29 protein-coding genes are annotated in these 23750 nt (G+C 35.9%); 21 read left to right on the top strand and 8 right to left on the bottom strand.

What is annotated here, in order from left to right; all coding sequences use genetic code 11:
• Nucleotides 1-42 precede the first annotated feature (42 nt).
• From LNP04_RS16660 to LNP04_RS16690, 7 genes are all read right to left on the bottom strand, one after another.
• A complete protein-coding gene (locus LNP04_RS16660; RefSeq protein WP_229984019.1) occupies nt 43-672 on the bottom strand; it encodes a hypothetical protein in 630 nt (209 codons plus the stop codon).
• Between the two features lie 226 nt (nt 673-898).
• Entirely contained in the window at nt 899-1231 is a 333-nt protein-coding gene (locus LNP04_RS16665) for a hypothetical protein (protein WP_229984020.1), read from the bottom strand.
• A gap of 96 nt (nt 1232-1327) precedes the next feature.
• Entirely contained in the window at nt 1328-2017 is a 690-nt protein-coding gene (locus LNP04_RS16670) for an SCO family protein (RefSeq protein ID WP_056015187.1), read from the bottom strand.
• Nucleotides 2004-2279 carry a YHS domain-containing protein gene (locus LNP04_RS16675; protein ID WP_056015186.1) on the bottom strand — a complete coding sequence of 92 codons (276 nt, stop codon included), beginning with the start codon at nt 2277-2279 and terminating at the stop codon, nt 2004-2006. Before LNP04_RS16675 ends, LNP04_RS16670 begins: the two co-directional genes overlap by 14 nt.
• Nucleotides 2280-2348: 69 nt before the next feature.
• Nucleotides 2349-2654 carry a hypothetical protein gene (locus LNP04_RS16680; protein ID WP_407928664.1) on the bottom strand — a complete coding sequence of 102 codons (306 nt, stop codon included), beginning with the start codon at nt 2652-2654 and terminating at the stop codon, nt 2349-2351.
• Nucleotides 2655-2809: 155 nt separating this feature from the next.
• Nucleotides 2810-3136 (bottom strand): helix-turn-helix domain-containing protein, encoded by a 327-nt coding sequence (locus LNP04_RS16685; protein WP_056015184.1) that lies wholly within the window; start codon nt 3134-3136, stop codon nt 2810-2812.
• Nucleotides 3137-3345: 209 nt separating this feature from the next.
• On the bottom strand, nt 3346-4203 hold the full coding sequence (locus LNP04_RS16690; RefSeq protein ID WP_229984022.1) for an AraC family transcriptional regulator: 858 nt from the start codon (nt 4201-4203) through the stop codon (nt 3346-3348).
• 186 nt (nt 4204-4389) lie between these two features.
• Between LNP04_RS16690 and LNP04_RS16695 the strand changes: the two genes are divergently transcribed.
• The 3 genes from LNP04_RS16695 (at nt 4390) to LNP04_RS16705 (ending at nt 7410) form a co-directional block, all read left to right on the top strand.
• Nucleotides 4390-4947 (top strand): cysteine hydrolase family protein, encoded by a 558-nt coding sequence (locus LNP04_RS16695; protein ID WP_229984023.1) that lies wholly within the window; start codon nt 4390-4392, stop codon nt 4945-4947.
• Between the two features lie 259 nt (nt 4948-5206).
• Nucleotides 5207-6319: an LLM class flavin-dependent oxidoreductase gene (locus LNP04_RS16700; RefSeq protein ID WP_229984024.1), complete on the top strand. Its 1113-nt coding sequence runs from the start codon at nt 5207-5209 to the stop codon at nt 6317-6319.
• A gap of 251 nt (nt 6320-6570) precedes the next feature.
• Nucleotides 6571-7410: an MBL fold metallo-hydrolase gene (locus LNP04_RS16705; RefSeq protein WP_229984025.1), complete on the top strand. Its 840-nt coding sequence runs from the start codon at nt 6571-6573 to the stop codon at nt 7408-7410.
• A gap of 77 nt (nt 7411-7487) precedes the next feature.
• On the opposite strand, the gene LNP04_RS16710 is transcribed toward LNP04_RS16705, so the two are convergent.
• Nucleotides 7488-8060, bottom strand: a complete 573-nt coding sequence (locus LNP04_RS16710) for a hypothetical protein (protein ID WP_229984026.1) — start codon at nt 8058-8060, stop codon at nt 7488-7490.
• Between the two features lie 418 nt (nt 8061-8478).
• On the opposite strand from LNP04_RS16710, the gene LNP04_RS16715 reads away from it, so the two are divergent.
• From LNP04_RS16715 to LNP04_RS16800, 18 genes are all read left to right on the top strand, one after another.
• Nucleotides 8479-9159, top strand: a complete 681-nt coding sequence (locus LNP04_RS16715) for an HAD family phosphatase (RefSeq protein ID WP_229984027.1) — start codon at nt 8479-8481, stop codon at nt 9157-9159.
• 56 nt (nt 9160-9215) lie between these two features.
• A complete protein-coding gene (locus LNP04_RS16720; RefSeq protein ID WP_229984028.1) occupies nt 9216-9845 on the top strand; it encodes a Crp/Fnr family transcriptional regulator in 630 nt (209 codons plus the stop codon).
• Nucleotides 9846-9920: 75 nt separating this feature from the next.
• Nucleotides 9921-10712 (top strand): sulfite exporter TauE/SafE family protein, encoded by a 792-nt coding sequence (locus tag LNP04_RS16725; protein ID WP_229984029.1) that lies wholly within the window; start codon nt 9921-9923, stop codon nt 10710-10712.
• A gap of 152 nt (nt 10713-10864) precedes the next feature.
• Nucleotides 10865-11428: a YeeE/YedE family protein gene (locus tag LNP04_RS16730; protein WP_229984030.1), complete on the top strand. Its 564-nt coding sequence runs from the start codon at nt 10865-10867 to the stop codon at nt 11426-11428.
• Nucleotides 11429-11441: 13 nt separating this feature from the next.
• Nucleotides 11442-11924: a DUF6691 family protein gene (locus LNP04_RS16735; RefSeq protein ID WP_229984031.1), complete on the top strand. Its 483-nt coding sequence runs from the start codon at nt 11442-11444 to the stop codon at nt 11922-11924.
• Between the two features lie 98 nt (nt 11925-12022).
• On the top strand, nt 12023-13423 hold the full coding sequence (locus LNP04_RS16740) for a rhodanese-like domain-containing protein (protein WP_229984032.1): 1401 nt from the start codon (nt 12023-12025) through the stop codon (nt 13421-13423).
• A 35-nt stretch (nt 13424-13458) separates the two neighbouring features.
• Complete coding sequence (locus tag LNP04_RS16745) at nt 13459-14097, top strand: bifunctional 2-polyprenyl-6-hydroxyphenol methylase/3-demethylubiquinol 3-O-methyltransferase UbiG (RefSeq protein WP_229984033.1); 639 nt, start codon at nt 13459-13461, stop codon at nt 14095-14097.
• A gap of 110 nt (nt 14098-14207) precedes the next feature.
• Entirely contained in the window at nt 14208-14912 is a 705-nt protein-coding gene (locus tag LNP04_RS16750; RefSeq protein WP_229984034.1) for a rhodanese-like domain-containing protein, read from the top strand.
• Nucleotides 14913-14928: 16 nt separating this feature from the next.
• The gene (locus tag LNP04_RS16755) at nt 14929-15531 is read left to right on the top strand and encodes a TlpA disulfide reductase family protein (RefSeq protein WP_229984035.1); all 603 of its coding nucleotides are present in this window, start codon (nt 14929-14931) and stop codon (nt 15529-15531) included.
• A gap of 508 nt (nt 15532-16039) precedes the next feature.
• Nucleotides 16040-16942, top strand: a complete 903-nt coding sequence (locus LNP04_RS16760) for an AraC family transcriptional regulator (RefSeq protein ID WP_229984036.1) — start codon at nt 16040-16042, stop codon at nt 16940-16942.
• A gap of 27 nt (nt 16943-16969) precedes the next feature.
• Nucleotides 16970-17518 carry a hypothetical protein gene (locus LNP04_RS16765; protein ID WP_229984037.1) on the top strand — a complete coding sequence of 183 codons (549 nt, stop codon included), beginning with the start codon at nt 16970-16972 and terminating at the stop codon, nt 17516-17518.
• Between the two features lie 365 nt (nt 17519-17883).
• A complete protein-coding gene (locus tag LNP04_RS16770) occupies nt 17884-18432 on the top strand; it encodes an OsmC family protein (RefSeq protein ID WP_229984038.1) in 549 nt (182 codons plus the stop codon).
• 72 nt (nt 18433-18504) lie between these two features.
• A complete protein-coding gene (locus LNP04_RS16775) occupies nt 18505-18798 on the top strand; it encodes a co-chaperone YbbN (protein WP_229984039.1) in 294 nt (97 codons plus the stop codon).
• A gap of 23 nt (nt 18799-18821) precedes the next feature.
• Nucleotides 18822-19520, top strand: a complete 699-nt coding sequence (locus tag LNP04_RS16780) for a DsbA family oxidoreductase (protein WP_229984040.1) — start codon at nt 18822-18824, stop codon at nt 19518-19520.
• A 378-nt stretch (nt 19521-19898) separates the two neighbouring features.
• Nucleotides 19899-20288 (top strand): OsmC family protein, encoded by a 390-nt coding sequence (locus LNP04_RS16785; RefSeq protein WP_229984041.1) that lies wholly within the window; start codon nt 19899-19901, stop codon nt 20286-20288.
• 94 nt (nt 20289-20382) lie between these two features.
• Complete coding sequence (locus LNP04_RS16790; protein WP_229984042.1) at nt 20383-20580, top strand: hypothetical protein; 198 nt, start codon at nt 20383-20385, stop codon at nt 20578-20580.
• A 350-nt stretch (nt 20581-20930) separates the two neighbouring features.
• On the top strand, nt 20931-21272 hold the full coding sequence (locus LNP04_RS16795; protein ID WP_229984043.1) for a hypothetical protein: 342 nt from the start codon (nt 20931-20933) through the stop codon (nt 21270-21272).
• A gap of 180 nt (nt 21273-21452) precedes the next feature.
• Nucleotides 21453-23747, top strand: coding sequence for a TonB-dependent siderophore receptor (locus LNP04_RS16800; protein WP_229984044.1), 2295 nt, complete (start codon nt 21453-21455; stop codon nt 23745-23747).
• Nucleotides 23748-23750: the final 3 nt, after the last annotated feature.

Consider the following 23750-nt stretch of genomic DNA (forward strand, 5'->3'; position numbering starts at 1 on the left):
TATGATTGTTAAGTTATATTGATTCAGTTCTCAGCAATTAAATTAAAACAGAAGAAAACCTATGAAAATGCCATAGCTGTTTTCATTGAATTTTTCCGGTCCGTAATAATCGATATTGGTTCCTAAACCAAAAGTTATTTCTTTGTAGCTTACACCTGCACGAGCCATCAGATAGCTTCGGGTCTGCATATCGATAATGCTGCTATATTCATATAAGGCTTGAATTCGCGTGTACAAACGCCAGTTATTATTGATTTTCGGCTTGTATTCAACTAAGAACATTCCTTCTATATTGGTGTCTCTGGAGAAATCTATTCGGGAATTTGCGACGAATAACCAATCGGGGGTGGCTTTGCTGTAAATCAGTCCGGCAATCGGACGCATCCCTTTTACCGGCGTCACGTGAAAACCGGCGGCTAATTTCAGACCTTTTACAATCTCATAAGTAAGACTGGCTTGCGTCATATAATCATTCACTTTATCTTCACCCCATTCTCCTACCAAAGAAGTAACACTGAAAAAACCGAGTTTGGGAACGCTTTTAATTTTTTTATCAATGATCATTTGAAAAGCCAGACCGCGGTTGCTCCCTAAAACTTCTGTATTGATGGGAACACTTGATACAACGGCACTTGATTGATTCTGAGCTTTAAAACAATTAGATATTATCATAAAACAGAGTAGGGGAAAGCTTTTTATAAAACTTTTTTTTAGTAGAGTATTTGAAATGGATTTCATTAAATTGTTTTGGTTGATTAAGTTTCTTTGTGATTTCAATCGGAATTATACCGTCTTGCGGAGGTTTTGCGCACGGATGATAATGGCAGACATTAATAATGTTGCTACTGGGTTTAATCTAATTGCTTAAAAGTTCTCTTTTCTTAAGAATGAGAGTCAATTAAACTGAAGGTGGGCGAAATATCTTTGAATGGTATTCGGAATGATAAGGATCCGTACAGAAAGTACTGATAGATTCTTGATGAACACTATCGATGTCCGAGTGGGTAAATTTGAAATCTTCGGCAACCAAAAAAGCATCAATCGAAGGAACAGAGATTTTATGACCATTTTGAGTCGTCTGTTCCTGATTTGTTTTGGTCAATTCTTTGGATACAAAGCATTTACCATTACACATCAGTTCAGGTTTTGCTTTTTTTTCACAAAGGTTTTCTACAATATAATCATAGTTTACTGCATAGTTAATCAGTGGCAATACAGGTCGCATTGTCATCGTGAAAATGATTAATATGGAAACTAAATATTTCAGAATCTTAATTCAAAAAGTGACTGTTAATAGCTGAAAATAATATTCAAATAGAATTTGAAATTATTTTAGAAGCTTTCTAATATCTTCAATCAAAAGTTCTCGGTCGGGATGGTATTTTCCTTTAAGATCCGTATTGAGTCCTTCAGGATCTTCATAATTCAATCCTGAATAATAGAGGATAGGAACATTGTTTTTACCGAAACGGCATCTTATGTTACCCTCCTGATCTACCAATGCGATCATACCACTGTGGTTCAGGCTTTCAGAATCGTCATCTTTATCACCGACATAAATATTGAACTGATCGGCAATTTTTCCGATATAGTCTCTGTCGCCTGTTAAAAGATGCCAGTTGGGAGATTTGATGCCAATTTTACTTTCGTGAGCCTTCAAAATCTCAGGGGTGTCATTTTCAGGATCGATGCTGATAGAGATCACTCCAAGATCAGGACTGTCAATTTCCTCCATTATGTGCTTCAAATTGCTATTCATAATCGGGCATATCGTAGGGCAGGTACTGTAGAAAAACTCTACCAGATACACCTTGCCCAGCATATCTTTGTTTGAAGTTTTTTTATTGTTTTGGTCGGTCAGTTCAAAATCGGGAACTTTCATGACCGAGTACAATTCTTTTTTGAAGTATCCGGTTCCAAAAGAAATAACTGCAAACAGACCTGCAAAGACCAACGTAGGAACAACAAATTTTCGAATTGCTGAGTTCCTCTTTTCTGAACGATTATTTGGCTGCATATTTCTCTGGAGTTTTTTTGAATGTTTCTTTACAGCCAGATGAACAGAATCCGTAGATTTTATTTTTGTAAACTGCAGTATCTTTTAGATATTGAGCTGTTTTCATTTTACAGATGGGATCCTCTTCATTGACCACCTTCACATTTTTTATGTCGACGCCAGCGGTCATCGATTTTTTGTGGTTAATTTTAAATTCTTCTTCTTTTTTACAAGACGTAAGGGATAATGACAGCACTGCTATCAAAATTACTGTTGATTTCATTAGGTAAGATTTGTTAAATTTTGTTGAATAGTATTTTGAAAAAAATCAAAATACAAGTAATGCAATAATTTAACTGAAGAGCGGAGGATGAAAAATGGTGAAAATGTATCTTGAATGATACAAATTAATATATTCTGTAATGTATTGTACAGAATCAATGTATTCTGTTCCACTATCGAATGAAAAAATATCATTGGGAACAAAAATATCTAAACTAATCACTTTTGCGAATGTTTGTGTGGACTGTTTTTCAGTTTTTGAAAGTTCTTTTGCTAAAAAGCACTTTCCGTTACATGATAATTCGGGTTTATCTCTATTTTCACATAAGTTCTCAACGATATAATCATAGTTGACTACATAGCTGTAGACCGGCATGATCGGCCGTACAGCAATGGTGAAAACAATAAATAAAGATAGTAGAAGTCTCATTAGATTCTGCGATGATAAAATTACTACTCTTTGGTCATATAGTAAGTATGAATATTATCAGTTGAAGTCGATTTATTTTTGATTTCTTGTTATATTAAAAATTAAACAAGATGATTAAGTCCAAATGTGGCTAACTGCTCAATAATGGGTAATGTGCTTAAGCCTTTTTCAGACAATGTATATTCTACTTTCGGCGGAATTTGAGGAAAAGATTTTTTTTGAACCAGTTCGTACTCTATCAATCTATTCAATTCCTGAATGAGCATTTTTTCACTGATTCCCGGGATTTTACGCTTTAATTCCCCGTACCTTACTTTCTGATCATTGATCTGGTATAAAATCAATAAAGTCCATTTTCCGCTTAAAAGTTGAAGAGATTTTCGGACAGGACAGTTTTCGTCACAAATATTGATATCGCTTAAATTCATTGATATAACGTATTTCTTACCTTTTGGTATGTACCTGATTATGTGTAATGTACAGTTGCAAAGGTAAGCTAAAATATGCTATAGTCAAATTTCAGCATGAATTGAATGGAATCTTGTAACTCGAAGAGACAATTTATGTCCTTTATCAATGCTTCCCAATTGGTTAAATACGCAGCTTAAGAATTGTTATAAATCTGTTTGTAATAAGTTTACACCGTGCTTAGACTTTCCAGATATTCGGAGGTAGTCATTCCTGTCTGCATTTTAAAAAATCTCATCATATGCCCCGGTTCAGCGTAGTTCAAATCAAAAGATATTTCCGAAACTGTTTTATTAGAGTAAACCAATCGATCTTTTATTTCCGCCAATAAACGCTGTTTTAGAAGTTCTGTAGCAGTCACATTATATTGTTCCTTGACTGCCTTATTAAGGGTAATCCTGCTGATATTTAATAAAACGGTGTAATCTTCAATATTTTTTTTCTGACAGATGTGTTTCTCAAGAAGAGATTTATATTGTACTGCATAATTTTTATCGTCCTTCTCAATCATTAGATCGTTAGCAGAGGCATACCGTCGATTTATGGTTTGTAAAAGGTAGTACAGGATCGATCTGATAATGTGAACGCTGTCTTTTTTTGTGTGCACAAGTTCAGTTTTGATTTCTACCAGAAATTCATTGAACCTTTTCATTTCAGAATCACTCACATTGAGAAGTAACTCATGGTTGAGCTGATAAAAAAACAGCATTTTGTGAGTGAAAAATTTATCAGCAAAGAATTCATTGAGAAAGTCTTCCCTGAATATTAAAGTTTTGAACTCAAGTCCATCTTGCTTAATTTTCCAGGCTCTCTTTTGAAAAGCTGAGATAAATACGATTGAGTTATCGTGAATATTAATTTTGGTATCATTAATATGTACTGTACCCTCAGCTTTCGAAAAAAAAACAACCTCAAAATAGTCAGTATTGTGGACATCGGTCTGCAGATAGTTGATGGTGTCCTGATTCAGAATATTGATGAAAAAATCTACACCGCATTCTGTTTTGTGAAAATTGATTGTTTTCATAATAACTTTAAAGAATCAAAGATACAACGAAATAGTTATGATTAGAATGAAATGCGACTTAAACCGGATATTTCACTTTCCGATACACCATAATTTCCCTTATCAAAATGACATTTTTTCGTAATAATTTGATATAGACACACATTCAATCAGGTGGTAATTTTGCGTTATAATAAATATCTAATTATGAGCAAACAAGCATTAATTATCATCGATATCCAGAATGAATATTTTGAAAACGGAAATCTCACATTGGTCAATCCTGTTGAGGCAAGCCTGAATGCTGGTAAAGTTCTTGAGCATTTTCGTGCAAAAAAGTTGCCTATTGCACACATTCAGCATCTATCGGCTGATCCCGAAGCATTGCCGATTTTTGTAGAGGGAACGCCTGGAGCTGAAATCCACGAAAATGTAAAACCCTTAGATGGAGAGCAAATCTTTCAAAAGTATTATCCAAACAGTTTTAGAGAAACTGGGCTAGGTGAATATTTGAAAGAAAACGGCGTGACAGAAGTAATTATCACAGGAATGATGACCCATATGTGTGTTGATGCGACTACAAGAGCAGCATTTGACTTTGGTTATAAGTGTACTGTTATCGGTGATGCCTGCGCATCAAAAGATTTGGAAATCAACGGAAAGACGGTAAAGGCCGATGATGTACATCACGCTTTTTTAGCAGCATTGGAATTTTTCTACGGCGAAATAAAAACTACGGACGAGTTTTTAAATGCTGTTTCTTAATCAGTAGAAAACATTTTCTAACAATAGAAGAATATCCTTGACAATTATTTTGCTGAGGATATTTTTAATTATACACGCAGGTCAATCCAAACAGCAGAGAACAATATGAAGCATAAAGTGTGACTCAATCAAGGAAGAGATTTCCGGAAAAATCATTTCTCTGTCGGTTTATCAAAATGGTATTTCTTATCTGTTTTTTGATATCTAACTAGTTTAAGAACCGGGGTAATTTTGCACTATAATTTAAAATCAAGAGGTTATGAAAAATACAACAGCTGATAAAAATAAAAAAACTGCTTTTTCTCCACTGTTAAAACAAGGAAATGCACCTGTACCCCTATCAATTCTCGACGTGTCTACTACAGGAAAAGGTCATTCTGCTATAGAAGCCATAGAAACGAGTATTAAGTTGGCAAAATATGCAGACCAGCGTGGATTCGGTCGTTATTGGGTAGCAGAGCATCATGGAATGCCAGCCGTTTCTACTTCGTCGCCCGCTATATTGCTATCCAGACTTATCGGAGAAACTCAGAATATACGGTTGGGATCTGGCGGGATGATGTTACCTAACTTTCCTCCATTGGTCGTTGCTGAACAATTCGGGATGCTTCAGGCGATGGCTCCCGGACGTATAGATCTTGGAATTGGACGTGCTCCCGGAACCAATGGGCTTACAGCGTCGGCACTTCGCCGTGGTCATATAGGTGTGGAAGATTTTCCTGAGCAGTTAGAGGAATTACTGCATTTTCTTGAAGACGATTTTCCGGCAGGAAATAAGTACAAAGAAAAAGTTTTTGCTGTTCCGGGACCCGGACAGGATAGAGAAAACGGTATTGAAAGATCTTTTGACGCACCATCTGTATGGCTTTTGGGATCATCGGGATACTCAGCTCAGTTGGCGGGTAAATTAGGTTTGCCTTTTGCATTTGCGGCACAGCTGGCTCCGGAGAATCTGTCAATTGCTTTTGATTTGTACAGGAAGAATTTCAGACCTTCAGAAATTCTGGATCAACCTTATACTATCGCATCATTTTCAGTATTTGCGGCGGACAGTGAAGAAGAAGCAAGAATCCAGACGCATTCTTTTTCGCATAGTATGCTTCGGATGATGAAAGGTGAATCGTACGTCATCCCTTCACCTGAAGAATTAAAAAATTACAACTATTCTGAATATGAAAGCTATGTGTTGGACAGCTGGAATCAAAAAATGATTCAGGGAACTGCCGATCAGGTCGTCGCCGGACTTAATGAGTTTCAAAAGATATCGGGAGCTGATGAACTGATGATCGCTAATTTGGGATATTCGCCAGAAGGTATTTTACATTCTGCTGCATTGATAGCAGATGCTTACAATATGCCTAATATTTATTAGGAGAATATTTACATATAAAAGTTAAATTGATTCAAAGAGATTAAAAAAGCATCATCTCGAATCTCATTCATTCAACATAATTAAAAGCGGTGAAATTTGGGAATATAATCAGGTTATCAAAATGGCGGTAAATCGCATCATTTAGATACTGTAATGATATGTTCTTATTAAGACCTTTGCAGTGTAATCATTTCTGTAAAATCGTCGCTGAAAGAATTGAGATTATTAATAAAATATAAAAAAAGAATATTATGAAAAAAGTAATTGTAGCATTTGCACTTACACTGTCATCTGTCTTTTCATTCGGACAGACAAAATCTGATACAAAACCCACTGTCCAGTTAGTTAGAAATGCGACCCTGGTCATTGACTACGCAGGAAAAAAAATATTGGTAGATCCTATGCTGTCTCAGAAAGGGGCAATTGATTCATGGGCGGGTATTCAAAAAAATCCTACGGTTGAGCTGACAATGCCTGTGGAAGAAATTGTGAAGGACATTGATCTTGTTATTGTTACCCATACTCACGAAGATCATTTTGACAAGCCAGCAAGCAGCACCCTAAATAAATCTGTAGAATTGATCATGCAACCTGCCGATAAAGAATTTTTCAAAAAAGAAGGCTTTATCAATGCTACTGTTGTAGAGGGTCAAAAAGTATGGAACGGCATCACTATAAACCGTGTGGAAGGAAAACATGGTTCCGGTAAGGTGTTAGAAATGATGGGTAAAACATCAGGATTTGTTTTACAAGCTAAGAACCAGCCTACGGTTTACATTGTAGGAGATACGATCTGGAATGAAGATATTAAAAAAGATATTGAAAAATTCAAACCCGATTATATTATTGTTAATTCTGGAGGAGCGCTGATGAAAGACTTTAGTGATACACCGATCATTATGAATGAAGTGCAGACGATGGCTTTGATAGCTGCCAGTGGAAAAGCAAAAGTAATAGCAGTTCACATGGATGCATTGGATCATTGCTTTACGACCAGAGCCATTCTGAAAAAGAAAGCTTCAGAATTGAAGATCGGACAAGATAAATTGATCATTCCCGAAGACGGAGAAAAACTGATTCTATCTCTTTAGTCGTACAGCATAAAATTGATGAATACAAGAGACAAAACCTACTTTAATTGAGTAGGTTTTGTCTTTTAATATTTTGGTTATTTTACGACTTTGATCAAGCTGATATATTTCAATCCACATTCAGCAAACTTTTCATAATCATTCATTGCGTTGCCATAGTTTTGAATCATAATTCCATTTTTATCCAATGATCCCTGAATCTCGTCAGGAAGAGAAAGATTCTTGTCAATGGCATTTCCCTCTGGATCTACCACACCAATATTTTTACTCCATTTTATATTTTTTAGCGTAACAAAATAGCGCTCTTTTTTCTCATCCAATGTTAAAGTAGCGAAGTCTGTACGTGTCTGATTATCCGTTGTTAAATCATATTTTAATTTTCCTTCCGAATAATATAATTTCAGATCCATTTTACAACTGGCATTGTCTTTAGATTGATACAGTCCTTCGATAGCAAAAAGCAGATCATTATTTTCAGTAATATTTTTTTGAGAAGAATCACGTTGTAAGCTATCATTTTGTTTTGTAAGCGAATCAGTTAAGGTTGCATCAACCCTTGCTGTATTTTCAATTTGTTTATCGTCTTTTTTAACGCAAGATTGTATTGCGAGTGTAAAAATGAGCGTAAAGATAATCGTGGCTTTTTTCATTTATTAAAAGATGTATTGTGAAGATTTGTTTTATTTAATGGACATTTACCAACAAAGGTTAATGTTTTGAAAGTAATGCGGAAATTTTTATCAGTTAAATAGTTACGGATATTCAATGATGAAAGATACAGCCAAACAGCGAGAAATAAATTTTAATATTAGAAGATTCTCAACTATTTTGATATTAAGAAAAGAAGGCCTTTTGAAAATTCATTATAATAATAAAATAGGATCGAAGGAGTGTAGAAAAGATGATACTTATCAAAATGATATTTAAATAAGCGGTTTTGGTATATCATAATCAATCCGTGAATTCTATTTTTGACTTAAATACACGTTTTACCAGAAGTGGATATATAAATTTTAGTAGATATTCAAAATGATCAATTTTGGAAAATATGTAATTAATTGATAAAATATGACAAACAATAAATTAGATCTCAAGGCGATCATTTTTGATATGGATGGGGTTTTGATCAATACAGAACCGCAATATGAAAATTTTTGGAGAACCGCTGCCAAGAAATATAATGTTTACTTCGAAGGCTTTGAAAAACAGATCCGCGGAATGACAGTGAAAAAATTATTTGAAGCACAATTCAGAGATATTGGCGAGGTCAAGAAAGAGAATCTTTTAAAAGAATTTAAAGCATTTGAAGATCAGATGTCTTTTCCTGAAATTCCGGGAATTGCTACATTGTTACCGCATTTAAAAGAATCAAAAATAAAATTAGGATTGGTAACAAGCTCGGATCTGGAAAAACTAACCAGAGTCATCACACAAAAGAACTTAGATCTGTATTTTGATGTGATGATTACAGCCAACGATGTTGTTGACGGTAAACCATCGCCTGAATGCTATTTAAAGGCTGCCGATAAGTTAGGCGTCGAGCCGGTAAATTGTATTGTATTTGAAGATTCGTTCGCGGGTATTTACGCAGCGACATCCGCAGGAATGGTCGTGGTGGGAGTTTCTTCTTCACATTCAAAAAATGAATTAATGAATGAATGTAATAATGTGGTCGGAGATTTCCAGAGAATAGGATTAAAGGAAATAGTAGATTTTTATGAATCTGCAGAGCTAGAATCTGAATTCTAAACAGTTTTCTTGGAAAAATTAAAGAGAATTTGGCTTAAGTTTACAATTTAATAATTATGGAAAAATCGGTATTGGCTTCGGAATTTAAATCATCAAGTGATTTGGTGGAAAAATTATATCAAAACGGCTTTATCAAAAAGTATCAGCAAGGCGATATTATTTTAGACGAAAATGCATCAATCCGTGCAATACCCATCGTGATGAAAGGAATGATGAAGGTCATCCGGACTGAGGAAGATGGTAGGGAAATTCTACTGTACTTCATCAAGGCCGGTGAAAGCTGTATTATGTCTTTCCTTGGCGGGATCCACGATGAGAAAAGCATCCTGAAAGCAGAAATTGAAGAGGAATCCGAGATCTTGTTTTTGCCTGTAGAAAAAGCATCTCTTTTTATGAAGGACTATCCGGAATGGGTAGATTATATTTTCCGTCTGTATCACAAGCGTTTTGAAGAATTACTTGACATCATCAATGCCATCGCTTTCAAAAAAGTGGATGAAAGATTACTACAACTGCTTGAGAAAAAGTCTGAAATTTCTCAATCTAAAACCATTGTCACGACTCACGAGCAACTCGCCAATGAGCTTGGTACAGCCAGAGTAGTGGTTTCAAGACTTCTTAAACAACTCGAAGATGCCGGTAAATTAAAACTAGGAAGAAATAAAATTGTTCTTTCGGATTCCTAGTAACTTTCCTTATGTAACAAAAGTAGCGGTGCAGCAATTCTAATATTTCCACTTTTGCGTTATTAAAGTTAAAGAATGGAAATATTTGGATATATAGCATCTGTTTTTATCGGGATTTCGCTAGGATTGCTGGGTGGCGGAGGAAGTATTCTTACTGTTCCGGTTTTGGTTTATCTTTTTGGGATTGATGTTTTTCTTGCGACAGAATATTCGCTTTTTATTGTAGGAATCAGTAGTTTGGTAGGCTCCTTTTCTTATTTTAAAAATGGTTTGGTCAACATAAGAACAGCGTTGGTTTTTGGAATCCCATCAGTTATTTCTATTTTCATCACAAGAAATTTTCTCTTGCCTCTGATTCCTGATCAAGTATTTGCTGTGGGCGGTTTTCTGCTAACCAAGAATCTGCTTTTATTATTAATTTTTGCAGCTTTAATGATTATCGCCTCCTATAAAATGATTCAAAAAAAAGGGGATTCGAACGAGAAAAATATCACATCCAAAAACAAGACAGTTCTGGCAGCAGGACAAGGCTCAGCTGTGGGAATCATTACAGGTTTACTTGGGGCAGGCGGCGGATTTTTGATCATCCCGGCATTGGTCAATTTGTTGAAAACGCCGATAAAAGTCGCCATCGGAACTTCATTGGTAATTGTTTCATTCAATTCTTTGATTGGATTTTTTTCATCAATGAACAGTGTTGGTATCAATTGGAATTTTTTAGGGACTATTTCAGCAATTTCTATAATAGGAATTCTCATAGGTACTGAATTATCTAAAAAAATTGACGGCAAAAAGCTGAAACCTGTCTTTGGATATTTCATTCTCATAATGGGAATTTACATTATCATTAAAGAAGTTTTGTTTTAAATTAATAAAACAGAAGATAAAATTCTTATGTAACAAAAGTAGCTGTAGAAAAGAATGAGAAGATCGAAATTTGTACTTCATAAAGAATTGGTTAAGAATCGTCAATACATACTTTCAAAAAAAAGTTTCAAAATAAATTAAAAAAATAATTAATGATAGAAATTATAAGAGAACCCTGGCCTTGGTATATTGCGGGTCCTTTGGTAGGTCTCACTGTTCCAATTTTACTGATCTTAGGTAACAAATCTTTCGGAATCAGCTCGTCTTTGCGGCATATCTGTGCAGCATGTGTGCCTGCCAATATCAACTTCTTCAAATACGACTGGAAGAAAGAAGTATGGAACTTGTTTTTTGTCTTCGGAATTTTATTAGGCGGATTGGTTGCCTCTCAATTTCTGATGAATCCGGGAGAAATTATCGTAAATCCAAATCTTAAATCTGAATTGAGCGGCTACGGAATCACCAATTACAGCAATCTCGTTCCTGTTCAGTTGATGAATTTTGCGAATCTTTTAACTCTAAAAGGCTTCATCATTATGATTGGCGGTGGTTTTTTGGTGGGTTTCGGAACCCGCTATGCAGGCGGCTGTACAAGTGGTCATGCCATTATGGGATTGTCCAATCTTCAGTGGCCATCGTTAGTTGCGACGATTTGTTTTATGGCTGGAGGGTTTCTGATGGCAAATGTGATTTTACCAATTATTCTTTCACTTTAAATTTTTAATTATTATGAAAAAAGAAAAAAACACATTGCGTAAGGATGGTGTAAACGTTACAGGAAACCCGGCGAAAGATCACTGGTCTTACCAAATAAAATACCTTGTAGTAGGAATTTTATTCGGAATTGTTTTCGTCAAGTCTGAAGTGATCAGCTGGTTCAGAATTCAGGAAATGTTCCGCCTTCAGTCATTTCATATGTTTGGCATTATCGGAAGTGCAATAGTTACAGGAATGATCTCAATTTGGCTGATCAAGAAATTCAATATCAAAACCCTCGATGGAGAAACTATTACCATTGCACCGAAAAAATTCAATAAAGGACAAATTTATGGCGGTATTATCTTTGGTTTTGGTTGGGCAATTACCGGCGCTTGTCCCGGACCGTTGTTCGCGCAGATCGGAACAGGATCATTGGTTGTGATCGTTACATTAATAAGTGCCATTTTTGGAACTTGGGTCTACGGATATTACAGAGAAAAACTACCACATTAGAAGTAGATCGGCAGGTTTTCTATCGAGAGAAGCTTTTAAAGAGTTTATTCTGCACTTTCGCTTAACATATAAAATTAAGTTTAATAAAAATAAAAGTTATGTTTTTTCAACATATTTACGATAAGAGCCTAGCGCAGGCAAGTTACCTGATCGGTTGTCAGGCAAAAGGAGAAGCGATTGTTATCGATGCAAAAAGAGATATTGATACCTACCTTCAGATAGCAAAAGAAAATAATCTTAAAATAACACATATCACAGAAACCCATATTCACGCAGATTTTCTGTCCGGCTCACGTGAGCTTGCCGCAGTGACTGGTGCTGATCTTTATCTTTCTGATGAAGGCGGTGATGATTGGCAATATCAGTTTCCACATATCGGTTTAAGGAACGGCGATGAAATAAAAGTTGGAAACCTGACTTTAAAAGTAATTCATACACCCGGACATACACCTGAAAGCATCAGTTTTTTGCTGACCGATCATCCGGCTACAGATGAGCCGGTTATTATATTCACCGGAGATTTTGTTTTTGTAGGCGATGTCGGAAGACCGGATCTTTTGGAAAAAGCAGCCGGAATTGAAGGAACTCAGGAAAAGGGAGCGAAAGAAATGTATCAGTCGGTACAGGATTTCAGCAGGCTTCCTTCATATATTCAGGTTTGGCCTGGACACGGTGCCGGTTCTGCGTGCGGGAAATCTCTTGGAGCAGTTCCAAGTTCTACCATTGGCTATGAAAAGATCCGTAATTGGGCATTTCAATATAAAGATGATGAAGATGGTTTCATTGACTACTTATTGGAAGGGCAACCTGAACCGCCAAAGTATTTTGCAATGATGAAAAAACTCAATAAAGAGGACAGGCCTTTATTGACAGAAGTTCCAAAACAAAAGAAACTTTCCAGAGAAGAATTTCTCAAAGCATATTCTGAAGATGTGACCGTCATTGATACAAGAGATAAAGTGGATTTTGCAAACGGTTTTATTCCTAAAAGTATCAATATTCAGGGTAATAATTCTTTTTCAACGTGGATGGGTTGGATTTTAGATTACTCTCAACCATTTATTCTGATTGCCGAACAAGACAAGATAGATGATCTTACAAGAAAACTAATGCGAATTGGTATGGATCAAATGATGGGATATATTGAAGATGTAAATGATTTTGGTTTAGATTTGCTGACTTCTGATATCATTGATATTAATGAGTTTAAAACCTATATAGATCGAGATGATGTACAGATTGTGGATGTAAGAAACAAAACAGAGTATGAAGAAGCTCACATACAAAACGCAGACAATGTTTTTGTCGGTACAATGGAAGACCATCTTGACAAAATTTCTAAAGATAAAACGGTGATCATTCATTGCCAGAGCGGTGACAGGGCAGCGATCGCATATTCACTTCTAAGAAAGAATGGTTTTGAAAGAGTGAAAAATTTTTCTGGCGGAATGAGAGAGTGGCAGGCTGCAAACGGTGCAACTTCTAATTGTAATATCTGAAATCACTAAATTGAAACAAAATAAAAAACATTAATATGGAAGATCATAAAGTAAACGATCTGTGGACTTCGAGATGGGATGACCGATATAGCAAGGAAGAGTTTGCTTATGGTGAAGAACCCAATAATTATTTAAAAGAACAATTGTCAAAACTAACGGTTGGTTCCATTCTTTTCCCTGCAGAAGGGGAAGGACGAAATGCCGTTTTTGCCGCCAAAAGAGGTTGGAATGTTTCTGCGTTCGACATTAGTGTTGAAGGTAAAAACAAAGCGGTTAAACTTGCTAACAAAAATGATGTGACAATCAATTACAAAGTTGGTGAATTGGAAACATTTGATTTTGAAAATGAACAATTTGATGCAATCGCTTTGATCTACGCACATTTTCCTCCAACTATCAAATCGCTTTACCATCAAACATTTGACAGATTACTGAAAAAAAATGGAACCATCATCTTTGAAGCATTTAGTAAAAAACATATCGATTATGTTACGGCAGACGATAAAGTAGGTGGACCAAAAGATATTGAAAGTTTATTTTCAATAGAAGAGATCAGATCAGACTTTCCAAACTATGAAATTATTGAATTATCTGAACTGGAAATTGAACTAAGTGAAGGATTTTATCACAATGGAGTAGGCTCGGTAATAAGGTTCGTTGGAAGAAAAAAGTGATTGGATGCAGGGAATCATTTTGTATAAGGAGTTGTAAAATGTTGCGTGACCCAATTCAAGACTACAAATTGATGATATTTTTAAATGATAATGAAGTAAAATAGTAGAAAATGTATAAAAAATTGATCACAGTATTTCTGGTACTTGTTGTACCAGGAGTTCTCATAGCACAGAATAAAACTGAACAAAAAAGTCTACCGGCTAAAGAGTTCTACAAAAAAATAGAAACTGCTAAAGATGCTCAGCTCGTCGATGTAAGAACTCCAGATGAATTCCTGAACGGACATCTTATCAACGCAATGAATATCGATTGGAAAGCAGATGATTTCGAAGAGAAATCTAAAGCTTTGGACAAGAACAAACCGGTGTATGTTTATTGTATGAGCGGACCGAGAAGCACTGCTGCTAGTACAAAATTGCAGGAAATGGGTTTTAAGAAAGTCTATGTAATGGAAGGTGGAATGATGAAATGGAGAAACGCAGATCTCCCGGAGATAAAAAAGTCCAACACTGCAGGAATGAGTCTTGCGCAATACAATGAATTATTGGATAGTGAAACTCTTGTTCTGGTAGATTTCTATGCAGAATGGTGCGCCCCCTGCAGAAAAATGGAGCCATACCTCAAAAAAATAGGATCTGAATTGTCAGACAAAGTAAAAGTCGTAAGAATCAATGCTGATGAAAAAACTCAACTATGTAAAGAACTGAATGTTTCTGCACTTCCTGTTTTAAAATTATACAAAAACAAAATTGTGATCTGGGAAAATCTGGGATTTGTGGAGGAAGCAGAAGTAAGAAAACAAATTTTGCAATAAGCATTACTATATAAAAATGGAAAAATTCAAAATATGGCTCAAAAAAAACTGGAGTACTGTACTTTTCGTGGGAATATTTATTCTCCTCTTGGTCAGTCCGGATGCGAAAGCCTGGCTGATGCGACAAATCATTTCTACAGGTCTACTGAATTCAAAAATTGAGAAAAAAAGTGTTGGAAAACCCTTAGAGGAAATGAATCCATCCATCTCTGAAAGCTTTACTGTAAAAGATGAAAACGGAAAGATCATCAATGTTTCTGGACTGAAGGGTAAAGTGGTCTTTATTAATTTCTGGGCGTCTTGGTGTCCTCCTTGCAGAGCTGAATTTCCTTCAATTCAGAAGTTTTTTGAAAAATACAGAAGCAGAGATGAGCTCGTTTTCCTCACTGTAAATCTGGATGAAGATCTGGATGCTGGAAAAATGTTCCTTGAAAAAGAAAAATTCACAGTGCCGTTTTTATTTCCAAATGGAAATATCCCAAAGGAATACTTTAGTGGCTCATTACCTACAAGTGTAGTTTTGGACAAGACAGGAAAGATAAGAATGAAACACGAAGGAATGGCAGACTACAGCAAAGATTCTTTCTATGAAGAAATCAATCAGCTTTTGAAAGAATAAAATGGATTGACATTAATTAATCAAAGGTACTATAAGAAAGATCAATATACAGTCTAAGATTGGAACGGAGGGTCAAATTGACCAGCTAATCTCGGAGTAAATTCGATTGCAGCAATCTTGGACTCTTTGTGAAAATTTAGTTCCAAGAGAATAATTACCTTGATTGGAATTCGATTTATACTCACATTTTATAAAAGTGTCTTTTAAATTAGTCTGCGGCCTTATTTGTTGATTATTCTTTTACTTAAATTTGGTGAACAGCTGTTTCCACGGCATTTTCCCTTATTTCCCAATGCCACCACTATTAAAATCGCTCCAAGAACTGAAATATAAATTTTTGTCGATAATTCGATAGCAATGAAAAGTAGTCCGAATGCTATTTAATCAGTCCCATCAAGGGAAAATTTATAAAGTAACCTATCAAATTTTATAGCTGCTGTGAGTGAAATATGGAAATACTCTTATCTTTGTTCAACGCATACATTAAATATAAACTGAAGGTAATTATATGAAAAAGAAGGAAAAGGAAGCTATTAACGAATATCATTTATATGCTGATTTTCCAGATAAAATGCAGTTTGAGATCCGGTCTTTATCAGATTTGATACAAGAACATCGGGAAGATATGGCCAAACCACATATCCACAGTTTCTATCAAGTTATCTGGTTCAAGTCAGTTACTGGAAAGCATTTTGTTGATTTCAATGAATACGATGTATCGGAAAACACGATCTTCTTTATTGCTAAAAACCAGGTTCATGCTTTTGATCATAATACGGATTATGAAGGGTTTGTTATCAATTTTTCCGAAGATTTTTTGGTTCAAAAGGAAAACGATGTTGATTTTTTCCTCAAGTGCAGCATGTTCAATAATCCCTATCAGATTCCTTCTTGCTGTGTAGGAAGCGGAAATGAGTACAAATTGGATGAGTATATTGTCCAGATGCAGACTGAGCTTAAAGAGCATGATAAATACGGTCAGGAAGAATTGCTGAGGCTATATCTGAAAGCATTTTTGATTCAGGTTCAACGCCGCAAATATGAACTTGAACAACTCAATAAGGGACTTTCGCCTTTTATTGTGGATGAGAAACGTACCCAGTTGATCCATTTTGTAAATCTGATAGAAGAAAACTATACCAAAGGAATTCCTGCATCTCAATATGCCGAAATGCTTTTTGTTTCCCTGAGAACCTTGTCAAATCTTACGCTGCAACTGCTCAATAAAAAACCATCCGAAATGATCCATGAAAGGATTGTATTGGAAGCAAAAAGACTCTTGCTTCATTCTGAATTCAATGTCAATCAGATCGCGGATAAAATAGGTTTTGAAGATTCATCTTATTTTATCCGATACTTCAAAAAATATACTGGTCAATCACCCACATCTTTCCGAAAATCCTTTCAATAGTTAGCAGACAGGAGATTCTATTGCGATATGGATATTGTAAAACACATCAGCCAGCATACCCGGAACTTGATCGAAGGACTGGTACCTTCTTCCTTGGAGCAAAGAAAAAGTTTAGTTATAGCCCTGTTGGGCTTTTATAGTCAATTGCCGAACTTTAAAGGGACGCTGAATCAATACCTCCATATCAATATAAATAAACGACAGTTAATCTCCGATATCCGTACTGGCCATCTTCAAATTTACTTAGAGGCGATCGAAAAAAGTAACGCTGATGCAGACGTGTATGCGGACAACTATGAAGAACCGGAGCCAATCGAACTCTTGATCTTAGATGCATTTGCTGGTATGACTTCTGATTTGAAGTTCTCTACTCCTTTAGTTCCACTTCTTATTGGAATTATTGACACCTTGGACTATTATGAAAATTTTTCGAATCGTCCTGAGTTTTGGCACCAGTTGTTAGAGAAAGAGGTACAGTTTCAAAATGAAATTTTGATTCAGCTCAGGTCAGGTCTTATTCTCCAAGCTTCGATGTATGAAAAAAGATATGAACATGTAAAGTTTAATCAACTGTGAATTGATTTCTGATCAGCTGAAATTAGGGCACTTATGGAATTTCAGATATAGCGCTGAAGTAATTTGATTTACCCTTGTTCTTTATCTATCTAACTTTAGATCTTTGATTATTTCGATCTGGACGATCACGTGTTGTTATAGATGAACAAGTATTATCAGGTATCTCTAAACGATCAAGATTTATCTTTTGTTAAGACTTAGTTATTCATTTCTAAAAAGGTTGCATTTTCTTCTGCAAAAAAACATTCTTGTCATCCACTTAAACGAATTCGAATCAATAAGTGCTATTTGTTTTCAGTTTTGTCCATTTTCTTGAAGCTTTCTAGCCAGTACCTTTGTAGTACAAAATTTAAAAACAATCGGTTATGTTAAACAATGTAAATTTAGAAGCATTAGGAAATTATATAGAAGTGATTACTAACAAACCTGCTGAAGCAATTGCTGCATTAGGGGTAACCGCAACCTGGAAAGGTGGTGTGAATACTGAAATCACCACGCACAGTAAAAAGATAGGAAGCGCTTTCGTTGAAAAACAATTCAAATACCAGATCGGGGAGCCTGCAGAATTGTTGGGAGACAACCTGCACCCGAATCCTCAGGATTATATTTTAGGAGGTTTAGCAGGATGTATGATGGTTGGTTTTGTCGCAGGGGCTACCAGTAAAGGAATCAAGCTTGACAGTGTTAACCTTACCATTGTAGGGAATCTTGATCTACGCGGGTTTTTGGAAGTTGATCCGAATGTTTCGGTTGGATTTGAAGAACTTCAATTCAATTTTGAAGTTAGTGGTAGTGGAACCGAAGAGGAGTATGCTGCTATTGCAGAACATGTACGTAAGGTATCTCCGGGATACAGAACCATTGCAGAACCCGTAAAGATTAGTATCAATAAGAGCTTAAATGCTGTGGTCTAATTTAATGTATTACAACAGCGGTGTTCCTAATCGAAATGTTGCTGTTGTTCTCCATTTTAAAATATCAAAAAAATGAATTTAGCTAACAAAATAGAATCTGATCAATTAACAATGATCAATTTTCACGCCTCTTGGTGTGGTCCATGTATTGCCATGAAGCCGCACCTCGATCAAACCATAGAAAATTATAGCGAGGCGATCCATTACGAACGGGTCGATATTGATCAGAACCCGGGCCTAGCTGAAATATTCGAGATTAGAGGTGTACCTACGACGATGCTGTTTAAAAAAGGCCAAATGAAATGGAGACATTCCGGTGTACTTTCATCTGAGCAACTTGCAGAAATCGTGAATAACAATCTTTAAATAACTTTAAAAATAACAAGACAATGAAAATACAGGTATGGTCGGACATCATGTGTCCTTTCTGCTACATCGCAAAGAAGAATTTTGAGCAAGCATTAGCAGATTCTTCGTTTAAAGATCAAGTGGAAGTAGAGTGGAAAAGCTTCCAGTTGGATCCTACTTTAAAAGAAAGCTCCGGAACTTTGAGTATCAGCGAGTATATGATGAATCGTAAAGGTTTTTCTAAGGCTCACCTTGATCAGTTTTTGAATCAATTAAAAGAAATGGGAAAAAATGCCGGTGTCACTTTTAATTACGATCAGGTCATTGCTGCTGATACTTTTCCAGCTCATAAATTATTGCATTTGGCGAAAGAAAATGGTAAAGCCGATGAGATGGAGGAGGCTTTGTTTAAAGCTCACTTTGTTGACGGAAAAAATATTGCGGATGTTGAATTTTTAGTCTCCCTTGCTGAGGAACTCGGCTTAGACCAATCCCAGACGCGAAAAGTATTAGCTGAAGATGATTACAACTATGAAGTAAAACAGGATATCATGGAGGCACAAAATCTAGGAATAACAGGTGTGCCATATTATATTCTTGATGGTAAATATGCCGTTTCAGGAGCACAACCTGTGGGAATTTTTGCAAAAGCGCTTTCACAGACCTACCAGGAAAGCATTGTTGATCTGTCAAAGGAATCAGGAGACAATATGTGTGGAATTGATGGATGTAGCATCTAATTCCAACATAAAATTCATTTCGTATTCACTCTCACAAATTGAAATAACCTGTCACAAATAATAGAACAAGAAGGCGGACAAGTAGGAACAATCCGTTTGAATTTATTCTTTGACAAGGAATATACTTCAAAGAAATCATCGAGCATGCGGCAAAAAACTTATGTCACGTAGAAAACAGCCTTAATCCTTCAATCATAAAAATTACGAATGCTTTTACGGAACAAAATAAAGAATAAATCTTTTAGTGATCTGAAAATTAGAAAAGATTGATTTACAACTGAATGTTATGCGTTCACCAATAGACATGGGAGCAGATGTAGCGTAAATGGTGTCCGCATTTGCATTCCAAATTAAGTATTAATAGTAAAATTTAAAAAGATGTCCAAATTAATAGAAACTACCTATAAAGGTAGATATAGTTCAAACACAAAAACAGCAGCGGATACGGATCCAATCAAAGTAGATATGAAATTCAGTCCTGTTGATCTTCTTATGAGTTCTTATGCAAGCTGTATGTTAGCAACCGTTGATTTTTATGCCAGAAAAAAAGATTTCGAAGTAAACGGCTCAAGAAGCGAGTTATCTTATGAAATGTCCGCAGAAGGAGGAAAAGTAGGAACAATCAATGTTAAGCTGTTCTTTGATAAAGAAGACTATACAGCAGAACAAAAGGAGTGGATGGAAAATTCAGCAAAGAATTTATGTCATGTGGGGAACAGTCTTAACCCTGCAATTGTGAAAAATTATGAATTTACTTACGGAGCTTAATACGAAATTAACATCTTAAAAAAGATAAAAATGAAACAAACATTAATTGTAGTTGGTTCAACCGGAATAGGCAAAGCCACAGCAGAATTATTAAATGGATCTAAAAAATGAAAATTTTTCGATTCCATTTTTCAAAGCAACGGATCCTGTTCCCGTTGTAATCTACAATGGAGCATTGCCCAAAATAGTTGTACTTGATAAGAACGGCAACATTAGACTTCATCACGAAGGTTTTGCAGATTATAGTTCTGAGAAATTCATGAAACAAATCGAAGACTTGATAAAAGAATAGGGTTTTAAATGAACTTTGTCGTTGGGCACAGTTCATTTTCTTTGTAGGTTATAACGGTTCCAATAATAGTTGTAATCCGTTAATTGTTAAAAGACTCGGATATGTATGTAGCATGTCCTGTTTTTAATTTATGAGACGTGAACAAAAATTGCAAACCAGCTTTTCTTTTCAAACAATCGAATCAAGCAATATATATTCTTATCATTATTGCAAACTGTCAATCAATAATATAAAAAAACAAAGCATAAGAGCATTGTAATTTTTTATCGCTTAAACTAGTTTTAATCTTTTTTTATTTGACTGTTTTTAAAATAAAACTAAAAATATATTGTATTTTTGTACCCTTCGATATGCAAAAAACTTTCAGAAACTTTTTTGTTTTCTCTTTATTGCTGATGTTTTTTTATAATGTCAGTGGTTTGGGTACATACATAGAACATACCCAACACAGCAAAAACATTTCTGCAAAATCAAAAAATTCTAAGACCGAAAAACACTCGTCTATTTCTCAGGATGACGAATGTCAGTGTGCGCTTCACATGCAGATGAATCACATTATGATAACAGATTCTTTCTCGCTCGAATTTCCTATAAACAATCTTATTAATCAAGAGATCCCTCATACGAAGGCGATTAGTTATCGTTGTTTGCTCGACTATTTCAGTTCCAGAGCACCGCCATCATTGTCTTAATTCTGCAGTATAATATTCTGTATTTACTCCAACCAACCCATGCAGGTTTTCTGATCTGTAAGACAATATCTGTGGACTTTTTGTATTAAATCACTACAATAGCTCCTTTTACTAATAGTTGACATAATAACGATGTCAGTCTCATTCATTTATTCAATGACAACCAAAAATTGCATTAATTTGGGAATAATTTATTTTATTTCCACAAAAAAAATAAGGCTACCTGCTGCCGCTTTTATCTTCATATCTCCTTTTTTTAATGCGCAGAAATCTAAAATCGATTCGGTTTCTGCGACCATACAAACAGTAGAGATCATCGGTCGAAAATCCAAAGGATATACTTCCGATTATTCATTCGTCGCCACCAAAATAGCGATCAAAAACAAAGATCTCCCATTAACTTTGAATACGGTCACCAAAGAATTGATGAATGACCGGCAGGCTTTCCAGCTTGGTGATGTGATGAAAAATGTAAGCGGTGTTTCTCCTTCCAGCTATTATAATCAGTACAACATCCGCGGTATCAGTCAAAATGAAGAGGGACAGATCGTCAACGGATTGCGGACGAGACAATTCTATTTTCTCCAGCCAATGACCTCTAATATCGAAAGGGTTGAGGTCTTCAAAGGTCCCGCAAGTATTACGATGTCCAGCGTAGATCCCGGAGGCACGATCAATATGGTGACCAAAAAGCCATTGCTCAATTCTCTTCATGAGGTCAGTTTTTCTGGCGGAAGTTTTGATACCTACCGTGCGACAGCGGATCTTACAGGTCCTCTTAATAAGAATAAAACTTTATTATACCGCTTCAACGGCGCTTATCAAGATGCAGGTTCATTTCGGGACAATGTAAATAATAATGGCATTTTAATTTCTCCATCCATAAGTTACGTTCCGAACGAAAAAACATCCTTAAATGTAGAATTGATCTTCAATAACCTTCACGGAAATCTTGACCGTGGCCAGCCCATTTTTGGAGCTGTGGCTGGAAAGACCGATTTGAAAAGTACTCCGAAAAGCTTAAATCTGGGTGCTCCCGCTGATTATTTTAAAACAAAAGAACTGATCATCATGGGTTCTTTTGCGCATCATTTCAACAAAAACATAAGTTTCAATGCTTCCTACATGAAACAGTTTTGGCGTGAAGATCTGCAAGAGCATCGTACAACTAATGCTTTCGCTCCCGACATTGACAATCAACCAATTCCCAGTCTGGCAATGATGCAGTTTATCCAAAGAAGGCAAAGTTGGGAAGTTGACAATGTAAATGCCTACTTCAATTTTGATTTTAAGACAGGAAAAGTCGAGCACCAGACCTTGATAGGTTATGATACACAGATCTGGGAAAAAAGGGATGGCGGACAACAGAATGCCGCAAGAGGTTTCCTATTGAAGGATGGTTCTGTCGCCTCTTCATATGATTCTACTAAGGCAGACAATTATCAACTGGTCAATTACAATGGATCACTGATGCCAAAACTCAATGTTTCACCATTTGACCTGACGCCGGGAGCACAGAATCATCAGGGTGTTGATTTTTATCATATGAATGTGATGACCGCCTTACCGTCTGCACTTACAACCACGCATGCAGCGTATATTCAGCATCTTTTGACTTGGAAAAGATTCAAAATACTATCTGGAGTTCGGCAGGAATGGTTTCAGGATATTACCAACTTCAAAAAGTCCAATGAAACATCTTTTGATAATGCTAAATTACTTTACAGATTAGGGATCACCTACAGCATCACAGATGAGATCAATATTTACGGAACCTATCTTACAGGCTATCAGCCGCAGTCTAATACGGTGACACTGATGCCAAATACGGGAAGTTTTAGCGGTTCGAATTCGGCTGCAAGATTCAAGCCTTTAACTTCTGACCTGAAGGAATTTGGAATGAAGGCACAATTATTTGGAAGGATCGCGGTGAATCTGGCTTTGTATGAGATCAATCAAAGGAATATTCTGATCAATGCCAACAATCCCGCAGAGCCGGACGAACTGATACAGCGTGGCGCGGACCGAAGCCGAGGTTTCGAAGCTGAATTCACAGGATACATTGTACCACAATGGCATATCTACGGTGGATACAGCTACATTGATGCTAAGGTCTTAAATGATTCTAATGCTGACCTGAACGGGAAACGGAAAGAAAATACTTCCAAAAACTCCGTCAATATCTGGACAAGATATAATTTTTCCAATATCAAAGCTCTGAAGAATTTCGGAGTTGGATTGGGAATGTTGTATCAAAGTTCAAAAGTCCCTTGGTTCACCAGAAGTTTTGAGCTTCCTTCCTATGCAACCGTGGACGTCGCTTTATATTACTCACCTTTTAGATCAAAAGTTCAATTCTCAATCAACGTGAATAACATAACCAACACCTCCTATTGGATAGGCGCCCAAAATTATTTGAGGTTATTTCCCGGCGCTCCAAGAAATTATTTAATAACGGCTACTTATAAATTTTAAACG

Source organism: Chryseobacterium sp. C-71 (assembly GCF_020911865.1).
In the GTDB taxonomy this organism is placed as follows: domain Bacteria; phylum Bacteroidota; class Bacteroidia; order Flavobacteriales; family Weeksellaceae; genus Chryseobacterium.